General features: G+C 39.1%; 9 protein-coding genes and 1 tRNA gene. 7 read left to right on the forward strand and 3 right to left on the reverse strand.

From position 1 onward, the window contains the following. Positions 1 to 138: 138 nt before the first annotated feature. Positions 139 to 747, reverse strand: coding sequence for a superoxide dismutase (locus WBM98_RS12260; RefSeq protein ID WP_424366313.1), 609 nt, complete (start codon positions 745 to 747; stop codon positions 139 to 141). A 118-nt stretch (positions 748 to 865) separates the two neighbouring features. Here WBM98_RS12260 and WBM98_RS12265 point away from each other — a divergent pair, with 118 nt between their 5' ends. The 4 genes from WBM98_RS12265 to WBM98_RS12280 all read left to right on the forward strand — a co-directional run bounded on the left by WBM98_RS12265 (position 866) and on the right by WBM98_RS12280 (position 9,369). Then, the gene (locus WBM98_RS12265) at positions 866 to 3,973 is read left to right on the forward strand and encodes a UvrD-helicase domain-containing protein (protein WP_424366314.1); all 3,108 of its coding nucleotides are present in this window, start codon (positions 866 to 868) and stop codon (positions 3,971 to 3,973) included. 11 nt (positions 3,974 to 3,984) lie between these two features. After that, on the forward strand, positions 3,985 to 5,178 hold the full coding sequence (kbl, locus tag WBM98_RS12270; protein WP_424366315.1) for a glycine C-acetyltransferase: 1,194 nt from the start codon (positions 3,985 to 3,987) through the stop codon (positions 5,176 to 5,178). A 113-nt stretch (positions 5,179 to 5,291) separates the two neighbouring features. Beyond that, a complete protein-coding gene (locus tag WBM98_RS12275) occupies positions 5,292 to 6,551 on the forward strand; it encodes an OmpA family protein (protein WP_424366316.1) in 1,260 nt (419 codons plus the stop codon). Positions 6,552 to 6,591: 40 nt separating this feature from the next. Beyond that, positions 6,592 to 9,369 (forward strand): PD-(D/E)XK nuclease family protein, encoded by a 2,778-nt coding sequence (locus WBM98_RS12280; RefSeq protein WP_424366317.1) that lies wholly within the window; start codon positions 6,592 to 6,594, stop codon positions 9,367 to 9,369. A 2-nt stretch (positions 9,370 to 9,371) separates the two neighbouring features. On the opposite strand, the gene WBM98_RS12285 is transcribed toward WBM98_RS12280, so the two are convergent. Next, entirely contained in the window at positions 9,372 to 10,082 is a 711-nt protein-coding gene (locus WBM98_RS12285; RefSeq protein ID WP_424366318.1) for an SDR family oxidoreductase, read from the reverse strand. Between the two features lie 92 nt (positions 10,083 to 10,174). Here WBM98_RS12285 and WBM98_RS12290 point away from each other — a divergent pair. The 3 genes from WBM98_RS12290 (at position 10,175) to WBM98_RS12300 (ending at position 11,286) form a co-directional block, all read left to right on the forward strand. Continuing rightward, a tRNA-Ala gene (locus WBM98_RS12290) sits at positions 10,175 to 10,251 on the forward strand. Between the two features lie 491 nt (positions 10,252 to 10,742). Continuing rightward, entirely contained in the window at positions 10,743 to 11,003 is a 261-nt protein-coding gene (locus tag WBM98_RS12295; RefSeq protein WP_339625829.1) for a type II toxin-antitoxin system ParD family antitoxin, read from the forward strand. Next, positions 10,996 to 11,286 carry a type II toxin-antitoxin system RelE/ParE family toxin gene (locus WBM98_RS12300; RefSeq protein ID WP_424366319.1) on the forward strand — a complete coding sequence of 97 codons (291 nt, stop codon included), beginning with the start codon at positions 10,996 to 10,998 and terminating at the stop codon, positions 11,284 to 11,286. The genes WBM98_RS12295 and WBM98_RS12300 overlap by 8 nt, the downstream gene beginning before the upstream one ends. A gap of 1,244 nt (positions 11,287 to 12,530) precedes the next feature. Here the strand turns inward: WBM98_RS12300 and WBM98_RS12305 are convergent. Next, positions 12,531 to 13,671: tyrosine-type recombinase/integrase (locus WBM98_RS12305; RefSeq protein WP_424366320.1), on the reverse strand; the 1,141-nt coding region annotated here is incomplete at its 5' end.

A 13,671-nucleotide genomic window follows, 5' to 3' on the forward strand; every position in this document is an offset into this window, starting at 1 on the left:
TTGCCATAGCATAAGTAGGTTAAGTTTATGGTAAGATTTGGGACGAAAAGGGTGGAGGCTTCTCCACCCTTTTCTATTTGATAAAACAAAAAACCCCTTAAGTCGTCGACTTAAGGGGTTTTTTGAAAATCTGCGCCACTATTTATGCGCAGCATAATTTTCAGCGACCTTGTCCCAGTTGATTACATTGAAAAAAGCATTGATATAATCAGGTCTTCTATTCTGATAATTTAAATAATAGGCATGTTCCCAAACATCCAAGCCAAGAATGGGATAGCCCCCACACCCCGTATTCGGCATTAGTGTGTTATCTTGGTTTGGGGTTGAGCACACCTCAACCTTACCACCTTTATGTACACATAGCCAAGCCCATCCTGAACCAAAGCGGGTAGCTGCAGCCTTGCTGAATTTTTCCTTGAACGCTTCAAGGGAACCAAAGGCCGCAGTAATGGCATTCGCCAATTCACCTTTAGGTTGCCCACCGCCATTTGGGGACATGATTTCCCAAAAAAGGGAATGGTTGTAAAAACCGCCACCATTGTTCCGAACCGCAGCATTGGCCATGTCTAGGTTGGTTAAAATATCCTCGATGGATTTCTTGTCCAAATCAGTGCCTTCGATGGCCGCATTTAAATTGTTGGTATATCCATTATGATGCTTAGTATGGTGTATTTCCATAGTCCTGGCGTCAATATGTGGTTCCAATGCATCGTATGCATAAGGTAATTTAGGTAATTCAAAAGCCATAATCTTTAATTTTTAGGTTAGAAAAAATGTTGTCCAAATTTACATTTTTTAACAGACTAATTCAGCCAATAAATTGTTAAGAACAATTCTAGAATATGTAATTTGCAGATAAAAATAGGTGTCAGGACATCCCTTTAAAATATATAATGCCTCAGCAGGTTCGGGAAAAACCCATACCCTGACCAAGGAATATCTCAAAACCGTCCTTTCTTCAGGCCGTACCTTCAGCCAAATCCTCGCCGTTACATTTACGAATAAGGCGGTCAACGAGATGAAGGATCGTATCCTCAGCAGTCTTTTCGAATTTTCATCGACCCATTCCGCTGACGAAGCTTCTGTTATGTTCAATGAATTGAAGGATGAATTGGGTATTGATTTCGAAATGTTACGGCAAAAAGCCAAAACAACCCTAAAATTGATTCTGCATAATTACGGGTTCTTCGATATTTCGACCATAGACAAGTTTAATCATAGGCTCATTAGAACCTTTGCCAAAGAACTTAAAATAGCCCAGAATTTTGAGGTAATCCTCGATACCGACCTTTTATTGAACGAAGCCGTCGATAATCTTTTAGAGAAAATAGGGCAAGAAAAAGCGTTGACCGAGGTATTAATGGAATTTGCCTTGGATAAGATCGATGAGGACAAGAGCTGGGACATTTCGTTCGACCTGAATAAAATAGGGAAATTGCTCTTTGATGAAACCAATGCGGAACATTTACAGCTTCTTAAAGATAAAAGCATACAGGATTTTCTGGCGTTGAAAGCGCTACTGCATTCTAAGATCAGCACCCTTGAGACGAATGTGAAAGATCTTGCGAAGCGTGCCCTTGATGTCATTGTTGAACATGGTGTTGACTTTAAGTCTTTTTCGAGGGAAACCCTGCCCAACCATTTCAAGAAAATTGGAGATGGGGAGTTTGCACTTGTAAAGCTGTACAACAACAACTTGTTGGCAGACCTACATGACAATAAAGTCCTAAAGGTCGGAATAAGTGCTCCTGATGAAAATCTAATCCCAGCGATACGCACCCTATATATGGATATAAGGGAACAATTGGTTCACCGGGCATTCCTAATTAATGTTTTGACGAATATTGTTCCGCTTACGGTATTGAATGCCATTCAAAAAGAGGTGAAATCGCTTCAGGAAGAACGAGGCCAACTATCAATATCTGAATTCAATACACTGATTTCCAATGAAATAAAAAACCAACCTGCCCCATTTATCTATGAGCGTTTGGGAGAGAAATACCGTCATTATATGATCGACGAATTTCAGGACACTTCCCAATTGCAATGGAACAACCTTGTCCCTTTGATTGGCAATGCCCTAGAAGGAGAGGATCTTCAAGGGAACAAAGGTTCGGTGTTCTTGGTCGGCGATGCAAAACAGGCCATTTATCGATGGCGGGGAGGAAATGCGGAACAATTCCTGAATTTAGTCACTGAAAACGCCAATCCATTCGTCATTTCACCAAAAACCTATAACCTGCCCTCAAATTATCGAAGCCATGAAGAAATCATAAATTTCAACAATGACTTTTTTACGGTCAGTAGTCCCTTTTTAAACAATCAACTATACCAGGAATTATTTGAACAGGGCAACCGGCAAAAAAGCAATTTGAAAAAAGGCGGGTATGTACAATTCTCCTTTCTCGAAGATCGTGAAGACCAGGAATTGAATGTCAGCTATTGTGAAGAAGTCCTTAGCACCATCCAGCACGTTCGTATGCACGATTTTGACTATAATGAAATTGCCATTCTGGTCAGGGATAATAAGCATGGCGTTATTCTTGCCGATTACTTGACCGAAAATAAGATTCCGATCATTTCACCAGATTCCCTTTTGATCGCTAACGATGAAAAAGTACAATTTCTGATCGATCTTTTACATTTCAGTGTTCATTCCGATGATTTGGAAGCGAGTTACAACATCCTATATTTTCTATTGGAGGAGGATCAACATAAACATTCGGCACTAAGCAAGAACCTGAACTATTTGGAGAAATTCCTTGAAAAAGAATATGACTTCAAATTATCGAAACTGAGAAACATGTCGGTTTACGACGGTTTGGAACTTGCCATAAAACGGTTCGATCTGGCTGATGACTCAGATGCGTACCTTATTTTTCTTTTGGATATTGTCTTGGAAGTGGAACAGAAGGAAGGAACGGGGTTGGCCACCTTCTTATCGTATTGGGAAAAGAAAAAAAACAAACATAGCATAGCCGCCCCCGACAATTTGAATGCCGTGAAGATCATGAGCATTCACAAAGCCAAAGGGCTGGAGTTTCCCATCGTTATTTTTCCCTATGCCAATTCCAATATATACAAAGAAATCGACCCAAAATTATGGCTGACGGTCGACCCCTCGGAGTTTATGGGTTTTGATGAGGTTTTGATCAATAAGAAGAAGGAAGTGGGCGCGTACAATCAAGCAGCGTTGCATGCTTTTGAGGAAGAACAACATAAATTGGAGTTGGATGCCTTTAATATACTCTATGTGGCCTTAACCAGGGCAGAAAGAGCCTTGTATATTATATCCTTAAAAGAAAACGGCGCTTTAAAAAGTGAAAGGAACACCCATTATTCAGATGTTTTTATACGCTATCTAAAGCACAAACACCTATGGAACGATACCGAAACAGTCTATTCTTTTGGGGAGTTAGGGAACAGTGGCCCAAAGAAAATGAACAGAACCATTGAACGACCGGTCCCCTTTCAATACTCCAATAAGGAAAATCCAAGATTCAAAATAATGACTTCGGCGGGCATGCTTTGGGAAACTGCGCAGGAAGAGGCCATTATACAAGGCATCTTGATACACCACATCTTGGGGCTGATCGAAACTGAAGAAGATGTTGACCGCGTTTTTGCGGATTTGGAACGTCAGGGTACAATCGATACGGAAACCGTTCCCCTACTGAAAAAAAAGATTAGGATGGTCATTGCCCATGATTCCCTAAAAAAATACTTTGCAAAAGGAAATACCATTTTGAATGAGAAGGAAATAATAACGGAAAATGGGGGAATCCTACGGCCCGATCGTATTGTTGTTACCAATGATGGGGCCACCATCATAGATTATAAGACCGGAAAGGAAAACAATGCCTATAAAAAACAATTGAACTCCTACGCCCAAGTTTTGGAGCAAATGGGGTATACCATCGAAAATAAAATAATAACTTATATCAATACCGATATAAACATTCAATACGTTTAAATTTACTTTCTATGTACGGAAAAATCAAACAGTATCTAGCCGATGAATTGGAGTCCATTAAAAATGATGGTCTATTTAAAAGTGAAAGAATCATAACATCCCCGCAAGCCGCGGTAATAAGATTATCGACGGGGGAAGAGGTGATCAATTTTTGCGCCAATAATTATTTGGGGCTCTCATCGCACCCTGATGTGATACAGGCTGCCAAGGATACCATGGACACCCATGGCTTTGGCATGTCGTCAGTTCGCTTTATATGTGGCACCCAGGATATTCATAAGCAACTGGAAAAAAAGATCGCGGAATTTTACAAAACCGAGGATACCATATTATATGCAGCTGCCTTCGATGCGAACGGAGGGGTTTTCGAACCGCTGCTGGGTCCTGAGGATGCCATAATTTCCGATTCCTTGAATCATGCCTCCATTATAGATGGGGTTCGTTTGTGCAAGGCCAAAAGATATCGCTATGCCAATGGGGATATGGCAGATCTAGAGCAACAATTGATCCAGTCTCAAGTAGATAAGGCCCGATTTAAATTGATTGTTACCGATGGTGTATTCTCTATGGACGGACTTTTGGCCCCCTTGGATAAAATATGTGACCTGGCCGAAAGGTATGATGCCATGGTCATGGTCGACGAATGCCATGCTGCCGGTTTTATCGGGAAACATGGGAAAGGAACCTTGGAAGAAAAAGGGGTAATGGGCAGGGTCGATATCATCACGGGCACACTGGGCAAGGCCCTTGGCGGTGCCATGGGTGGCTACACGACCGGCAAAAAAGAAATCATTGAGCTTCTAAGACAGCGCTCTAGACCTTATCTCTTTTCAAATTCCCTGGCACCTTCCATTGTTGGGGCTTCCCTTAAGGTTTTTGACATGCTCGCCAATGACACCTCGTTACGCGATAAACTGCAATCGAATACAGAATACTTTAAAAAAGGCATGAAAAAAGCTGGCTTTGATTTCATCGATGGGGAATCGGCCATTGTGCCCGTCATGTTATATGATGCAAAATTATCACAACAAATGGCCAATTTGTTATTGGATAGGGGTATTTATGTCATCGGATTTTTCTATCCCGTGGTCCCTAAGGGGAAAGCCCGTATTCGCGTACAACTATCCGCAGCACATGAAACACACCACATCGATAAGGCCATTGAGGCGTTCACTGAAGTTGGGAAAATCTTGAAAATCGTTTAACGGCATTATAATTACCTTAAAATACGTTAAAAAAAATAGGAATATATTTTTGTTAATAATATTTAACAACTTACATTTGCAGCTAATAAACACTTAAACTTAAAATTTTGAACATGAAACATCTTAGCAAATTATTGGTTGTTGCCCTACTTGTTGTAGGTTTTAACAACATACAAGCGCAAGACGAGAATAACCCTTGGCAAATCAGTTTTGGGGTAAATGCCGTTGACGTATATCCAACCGGTGATGTAAGTTCTTTCGGTAATGAGTTCTTTAACGCGACTGACCATTGGAACATACTTCCTTCTATTTCTTACGTTGGTGTATCTAAATCTGTAGGAGACGGTTTCTCTGTAGGTGCTAGAGGTTCTTTAAATAAAATAAGCAATTTCGGTGATATGGAAGTTGATGATTTATCACACTATGCCATAGACGGTACTATTAAGTACAACTTTTTGAAAGATAGGGTAATCGATCCATTCGTTGAAATCGGTGGTGGTTACACTTGGGTTGATGAAATTGGTGCTGGTACCATAAACGGAGGTTTGGGACTTAATTTCTGGTTCACAGAAAACATTGGTCTTACCCTTCAATCTTCTTATAAGCATGCTTTTGAGGATTATGGTGTTAAGCATATGCAACATTTAGCCGGTATTTCCGTGAAGTTCGGTGGTACTGATACCGATGGTGACGGTGTATATGACAAGGATGATGCTTGTCCTGAAGTTGCAGGTCTAGAAGCTTTCAATGGTTGTCCAGATGCTGACGGCGATGGTATCGAAGATAGCAAGGATGCTTGTCCTAACGCTGCCGGTTCTAAAGAAATGAACGGTTGTCCAGATGCTGACGGTGACGGTGTTGCCGATAAGGATGATGCTTGTCCTAACGAAGCAGGTCCTGCTGAAAACAAAGGATGTCCTTGGGCTGATAAAGATGGCGATGGTGTCTTGGATAAAGATGACCAATGTCCAGATGTAGCTGGTACTGTAGCTAACAAAGGTTGCCCAGAGGTAACTGCTGAAGTTCAAAAGCAATTGAATGACTATGCCCGAACTATCTTGTTCGATACTGGTAAGTCTTCTATCAAAGCCGAGTCTACTTCTGTAATGGTTGACATTATCACTATCCTTAAAGAATATCCTAACGCTAAGTTTACTGTTGAAGGTCATACTGACAGCGTAGGTAGTGAAAAATTAAATCAAAGCCTTTCTGAGTCAAGAGCGCTTTCTGTAAAAGAATTCTTAGTTGACAAAGGAATCGAAGAATTCAGATTATCAGCAGTTGGTTACGGTGAGTCTAAGCCTATCGCAACAAACAATACTAGAGCTGGTAGAACTCAAAACAGAAGAGTTGAAATCAACTTGGTGAAATAAGTATATTTAATCTCATAATATTTAAAAAGCCCTGGCGATTATGTCAGGGCTTTTTTTATTTTTGGTCATGGACAGTTTTCTGGAGCAGGTAGTACATACGTTTTACAATGAACACGGTTCTTTTGAAAACACGGTATTTGTGCTCCCGAGCAAAAGAGCAGGTTCTTACTTGAAAAAAGAGATTGCAAAGCGCTCTCAAAAACCCATATTCTCACCTGAAATTTTTAGTATAGAAGAATTTGTAGGGGAACTATCGGGCCTTGCGACCGCTACAAACACCCAACAACTCTTTGAGCTTTTTTATGCTTTTAGGGAGCATAGTGCAAATAAGCAGGAGAGTTTTCTTGAATTTTCCAAATGGGCGCAGACCCTTTTACAGGATTTCAATGAAATTGATCGATACCTCATAGATACCGGACGCCTGTTTTCGAACTTATCGGCAATCCAGGAACTAAACCATTGGTATTTGGCGGCAGAAAAAACCAAAATGGTGAAAGACTATATCGCGTTTTGGAATAGCTTGGAGCCTCTCTATACCACTTTCTGCACACGGTTATTGAGCAAAGGCATGGGTCACCAAGGCCTTATGTATCGAAAAGCGCATGCAAACTTGGATGGATTTTTAACTTCCCATAAGGATACCTCCTATATTTTTATAGGTTTTAATGCACTTAATACAGCTGAAAGTGCCATAATCCAAAGCATATTGCAAACTGGGAATGCTGATATCTATTGGGATTTGGATTCCTATTTTTTACATGATCCCATTCACGATGCGGGATTCTTTATACGGAATCATCAAAAGACATGGTCTTACCTGAAACAACATAAACTTAAAGGTATAAGTACCTGCTTTACACAAGAAAAGAAGATTGAGGTAATCGGTATCCCTAAAAGTGTATCCCAAACCAAGTATATTGGTTCACTCCTTAAGAAGTTGGCGGTGGAACATAGTGGAGAATTAACTCGAACGGCCGTCGTCCTGAATGATGAGTCATTGCTTAATCCGTTGCTCAATTCGTTACCCAATGAAATTGAAAAGGTGAATATCACCATGGGATTTCCTTTGAACAAGACCTCCTTTACAAATTTCTTTGACCTATATTTCGATCTTTATGTCAATAAACAAGCCCATGGTTGGTATTATAAGAACCTCTTGGCCTTCTTATCCGATCCATACACCCACTTGTTCCTAAATGAAGATGAACAACCATTGTCAGAGATCCTGACCCAAACTATTTTAACCCATAATCTGACTTTTCTAACGAGAAGTCAATTAGATTCCCTTAGTAAGAACAGCAATACCCATCTAGATAAATTGTTTTTTAATGAAATGCCTACGCCTTTTGAATTTATTCAACGTTGTTTGGTAGTTATCCCCATCTTAAGACACAAACTGCAAGCTTTGACGAATTCGCTCGCTTTGGAGGAATTGAATCGATTTTATGGCATCTTCAATCAAATTGCAGCGATGATCAAAGAACATGACTTTATCAATGACCTGAAATCTTTGAGAGCCTTGTTCAGCGAACTCGTTTCTTTGGAAACCCTTGATTTTAAAGGAGACCCCATCGAAGGACTACAAATTATGGGAATGCTAGAAAGCCGCAATCTCGACTTTGAAACCATCATACTTACTACCGTCAACGAAGGGGTCATCCCTTCGGGTAAGTCGAACAATTCCTTTCTTCCTTTTGATCTAAAAATAAATTTCGGACTTCCCACCTTCAAGGAAAAAGATGCGGTATACACCTATCATTTCTATCGACTTCTACAACGTGCAAAGCATGTCTACCTCCTTTACAATACAGAACCGGACGTTTTGGAAGGCGGGGAAAGAAGTCGTCTTATTACCCAAATGTTGACCGATGAAAATATCAAAGACCATATCACTGAATACATAGCCGTCCCGGAAATAAAAGTGGGGATTAAGACAGAGATTCGCATACAAAAGGACGATACGCTCATGCAACTCATTCAAGGGCATGCCTTAAAGGGCTTTTCTCCTTCCTCGTTGAGTAATTATATCAGAAACCCTTTAGATTTTTATAAGCAAAATCTTTTGGGCATCAATGACTTACCTGAAGTTGAGGAAACAGTGGCCGCAAACACCTTCGGCACCATCATACACGACACCTTGGAAGAACTTTACACCCCTTTGATCGGCGACTTTTTAACTAAGGAAGTTCTTACCGACATGAAAAACGCTGTGGAAGGGACCGTTCAAAAACAATTCGCAAAGACCTATGCCGCTATCGATGTGTTACGGGGTAAAAACCTCATTGCCTACGAAGTGATTGTCAAGTATATAATGTCCTTTATCGATATTGAAATCAAGCAATGTGAAAGACATCGGATAAAGATACTAGGGTTGGAGAAAAAAATGGAAATACCCTTGAATATTCCTGAACTAGGCTTCCCTGTACGTCTCAAAGGGAAACTGGATCGCATTGATGAAATAGACGGAAAGCTACGTATTATCGATTATAAATCAGGCAAGGTTTTGGCAAACCAAGTAGAATTATTCGACTGGTCGATAATCACCCAGGAGTATAAGTATAGCAAAGCTTTTCAATTGTTATGCTATGCCCTGATGTACACTAAAGAGAATAAAGGAAATCTGCTCGAAGCAGGCATTGTCTCGTTTAAGAACTTAAGTGCCGGTCTACTTAACTTCGCAATTAAACCAGATAAGAATTCCCGTACCAAAGACAAGGTAATCACGCCCGATACCTTAATGGCGTTCTCCGTGGAATTAAAAAAACTTGTGCTTGAAATTTGCAGCCCTCAAATTCCCTTTATCGAAAAAGAAGTTTGATTTTATTTTTTGTCGGGCCTGCTGGGCCTTACCTCGATTTTACTTGGTAACGTTCTGGGGTGCATCTTCAATAGATCCAAAACCAATTCCCCGATGTCCTCGGGTTGTATTTTCCAAGCATCCTTTTCCGAAGGCTCATTGTTGTTGAAATGTGTGGCTACCGATCCCGGCATTATAGTGGAAACCTTTATGTCGTATTTGCGCAAGTCGAGCATAGCCGCTTGGGTAAAACCTACTACGCCGAACTTTGTGGCATTATATCCGGCTCCCATCGCAAAGAAATTGGCGCCTGCAAGACTGGCTAGGGTAATATAGTAGCCTTTAGACCTCTTTAAAGCCTCTACCGAAGCTTTTAAGGTATGGAAAACGCCGTTTAAATTCGTATTGATCAAAGTGTGCCATTGTTCTTCGCTCATCTCGTCAATAGGAGCAAAAATGCCTACCCCAGCATTGGCCAAAACCACATCCAAGGTCCCCCAGGTATCGAGAATGGTCTTTATGGCGTTCTCTTCATCTTTATGCTTCGTAACATCGGATTGGATGGCCAAAACATTCCCGTTATTTCCCAATTGGCTTGCCGCCTCCTGGACAGAATGTAAACTTCGTCCGCTTATAGCCACCTTCATTCCTGCCTTTAGCAATGATTGGGCGACACTGTAACCAATTCCTTTAGATCCACCGGTTATATAAGCTACTTTACCTTGTAAATTCATCGTTTTTTAAGGTAAAGATAAATAGATTAAAGAAAACGATACCAGTATTTTGATACTTGACCAAAAAGTATTTCCTTTGAACTTCCTAAAAAGGGGGATTAGCTCAGCTGGCTAGAGCGCTTGCCTGGCAGGCAAGAGGTCACCGGTTCGACTCCGGTATTCTCCACCAGTAAACACGGGCCTTCACAGATGTGAGGGCTTTTTCATTTTTAGCAATGCACAGTTTGTGCACACTTTTGAAGATTCCTTCCTTTTGACGTAAAATTTAACATTAATTGGTCTTACTTGTACTGAAAGGAACTCATTTGAGTTTATTTAGCGTGGTATTTCCTACTTTTAGGATTGTTAAACTACATATTAATTAATGGCTTTACTTCAAACTTCCGTACTCAAAAATTACCTCAAGCAATTAGATGAAAAACAGTTAGTTAGGCTATTGATGGTTTTGTATTTCTTTTTTTTTGCTTATAGCTGGTTTGGATTGAAAGATAAAATAAAACTTAAACTCAAAAGTTTTGATAATGGGCTTAATAAATCTGTAGAAAGGAATCTAGATTGTTGCCAACAACTAATATACAACCGGATATGACAAAATCATATGATTTATGCGCTGATAATATGTTTAATTGCGTATATTGTATGTGATTTAAAATTTTAACAATGGCTACAATTAGAAAATCATTGACTATCACCACGGCCCAAGAGCAATGGATTAAACTCCAAATTGAAAATGGAGGCTTTGCCAACGACAGTGAATATATGCGACATCTAATTCGTTTAGACGAAGAGCGCAATAGGGAATTCATAACTACCAAAGCAGCCATACAGGAAGGTTATGATAGCGGGGTGAGTTCTAAAAATAGATCGGTTGAAGAAATTATCGAGGCAGCTAAAAATCGTAAAACTAGGGAAAATGCCTAGTTACAATTTATCCTCAAAGGCAGATGGCGATATCGACAATATAGTAGATTATACTTTGGAGACCTGGGGGGAATCACAAACACATGATTATGTCACCGAGTTACTACAATTCTTGCAAACTCTCGCCGAAAATCCTGATCTTGGCCGTTCCGCTTCTGAATTTGCACCTTTGTTAAAAAGATTTAATTTTAAAGCACACACCATCTTTTATGAACCAACAAAACAGGGAATATACGTTGTTCGCATTTTAGTACAGATTAGAGATTTTAAGAGACATCTTTAGACACTAAGTATTGCTATTGAAAGGAAAAAACATATTACTAATTTTAAATTTATTGATGAAACGATGACAGAGAAGGGTAAACCCAATATTTACGGGGGCTGAAGCTGTCATCAAACTATCATCATTTTGTCATCAAAAAAAATAATGATGACATAAAACATTATAAAGAAATGAAGAATGATGAAACGATGACAAAACGATGAGGTTTTAAACTTAATGATGGTAGAGCTTTTGAAGGTATTGTCATCATATCATCAAAAATAAAGGTAAAAGTATCCGGCTAATGAAAAGAAAAAGATAAAAAGAAATTACCATCCTACCTAAAATGCCTTAACCTCTTAAATCTAGTAGTCTTATTTAAGGTAAGTTCTATAATAAACATCTTACCTAAATATTACCTATCCTACCTATATACTCAAATAAAGGTAGGATTCAAATTAACCTACCTAGTGTTAAAACCCCCACTGTTGCTGGTTTAGGTAGGAAGGTAGGATATTTTTAGTTTTTAAATTATTTCGAAACTACATCAAGATAATTTTTCAAAAAATACTAGAGTGATGAATCGATGAAAAAATTGATGACTTGGAAACCATTATAAATACAGGGACTTGCACGGATTTTCATCAAAACATCAATAATTCAGGCAAAATCATTTGCTTTGGAAAAGAGAGCGGGCAAAGTGAAAACAGTTCATATCTCTGGAACAAAAGGTAGTAGAGGAAATAAGCATATTTTCCCACTTAATTATCGGAGAAGGAAGATTATATTTCTGAGTCCATTCCAGTCAGAAGTACAACCCACTTTCAATATTTCAGAAATATTATGATTACAGATATTGGACGTGATTAGACAACATTAAGAACCAAAATAGAATCTATTTTTTCTTTTCATCAGCAGCCAATTTTAGAGGATAGCCGAAGAGCACAAATTTGATAAAGTACTTTAAAAGCTGTAAGGACGGATCAGGACTTTATATGGGTTTTAAGGACATGAACGAATGGCTCATACATATAACTAAAAAGGGACTTGGGCAGGAAACGCAAGATGTGTCTTTGTTGCCACAAAGACAAACTTGCTTTGCTCCCGATGGTTGCAAAGTAAAAAGAAAATGAAAATTTTCCAAATCAAAAGTAGGGTGCGCCCTATTTCAATTTTACTTTACGCTTATCTACCGGAACACTATAAAATTGAAACAGGATCCATGCGCAGTTTAGTTATGGTAAAATTTGGGGATGGATGTAGAACTAAGCCACTATTCGTTCATTAGCCGCATCCAAAACGGAACTATCAAAACGTTTCAAGTAGATTTTGGTTGTTTTTAAGGAACTATGTCCCAGACCTTCACTTATGATAGCGGTCGAAATCCCCATGAACTTTGCAATTGTTGCCCATGAATGACGAATTGAATAAGTAGTGAAATGTTGTTCAATTCCGGCATCCGATGCAATTACCTTAAGTCTTTCGTTGACCCTTCGTCTTATAGTTTTATACTTTTCGTATTTAGCTGTGCTACCGTCATAATTAGCAGGAAATAGAAAATCATTGTCTTCCTTGTCCTCTAAGTAATGTTTAAGAATTTCCTTCAACTCGGTGGTCAATTTAACCGATAAAGGATCGCCAGTTTTACTTCGTCCATAAAATATTCTTTCCAAACGGACATTTGACTTTTTAAGTTTCACTAGATCTATCAAATTCATTCCTCGACAATTGAACATAACAAGAGCATAGTTTTTAGTATGCCACAAAGCAGACCCTTCTTCGTAGTTTAATTTTCGAATATTCAGAAAGTCCTCTTTTGAAATCGCTCTTTTCTTGGTTTGGTTCGATGAGGGAATCTTGTAGCGATGAAAGGGATTTTTGGTGACTTCGATTCTATCCTCGTTGATCGCTGCATTATATATTGCACGTATCGCTCTCAGAACTGAGCTTATGCTGTTTGGTTTCACCCCTTCCGACTCTTTATGTACCTGATAATCCTTAAGCATTGTTACATTAAGTTGGTCCAACCTAATATCCTTGTTATTATTGAATTTGATAAATACTTTTATCCCGCTCATATACCATTCAGCTGAGCTTGGCTTATTTGTCTTAAGTTTCCTATCGATAATTACTTGGCCCCAATCTTTTAACATTAACCCATTGGACATTTTACTTTTAAGTTCCGGACTTATCTGGTCCGTCCACTTTTTTTTGATTTCCATAACCAATGTTTCTACATCCATATACTGTATAGCATCCCCTAGCTCGTTTATTAAGCTACGGGCAGCATGAAGTTTATCATATAGAATTTGATTGATTTTTGTAATGTCTAAATTCTTATTGACCAAAACCGAACGTTTTAGACAAAATGAATTGGAATCCCATCCTTGTTTTGAAGTTTCGTAT

Source organism: Maribacter sp. (genome assembly GCF_049667165.1).
Taxonomy (GTDB): domain Bacteria; phylum Bacteroidota; class Bacteroidia; order Flavobacteriales; family Flavobacteriaceae; genus Maribacter_A.

What these genes read in the sequence shown, in the direction of transcription:
- WBM98_RS12260 (WP_424366313.1), bottom strand. Translation starts at nt 747, where the DNA reads ATGGCTTTTGAATTACCTAAATTACCTTATGCATACGATGCATTGGAA.
- kbl (WP_424366315.1), top strand. Translation starts at nt 3,985, where the DNA reads ATGTACGGAAAAATCAAACAGTATCTAGCCGATGAATTGGAGTCCATT.
- WBM98_RS12275 (WP_424366316.1), top strand. Translation starts at nt 5,292, where the DNA reads ATGAAACATCTTAGCAAATTATTGGTTGTTGCCCTACTTGTTGTAGGT.
- WBM98_RS12280 (WP_424366317.1), top strand. Translation starts at nt 6,592, where the DNA reads ATGTCAGGGCTTTTTTTATTTTTGGTCATGGACAGTTTTCTGGAGCAG.
- WBM98_RS12285 (WP_424366318.1), bottom strand. Translation starts at nt 10,082, where the DNA reads ATGAATTTACAAGGTAAAGTAGCTTATATAACCGGTGGATCTAAAGGA.
- WBM98_RS12295 (WP_339625829.1), top strand. Translation starts at nt 10,743, where the DNA reads ATGGCTACAATTAGAAAATCATTGACTATCACCACGGCCCAAGAGCAA.
- WBM98_RS12300 (WP_424366319.1), top strand. Translation starts at nt 10,996, where the DNA reads ATGCCTAGTTACAATTTATCCTCAAAGGCAGATGGCGATATCGACAAT.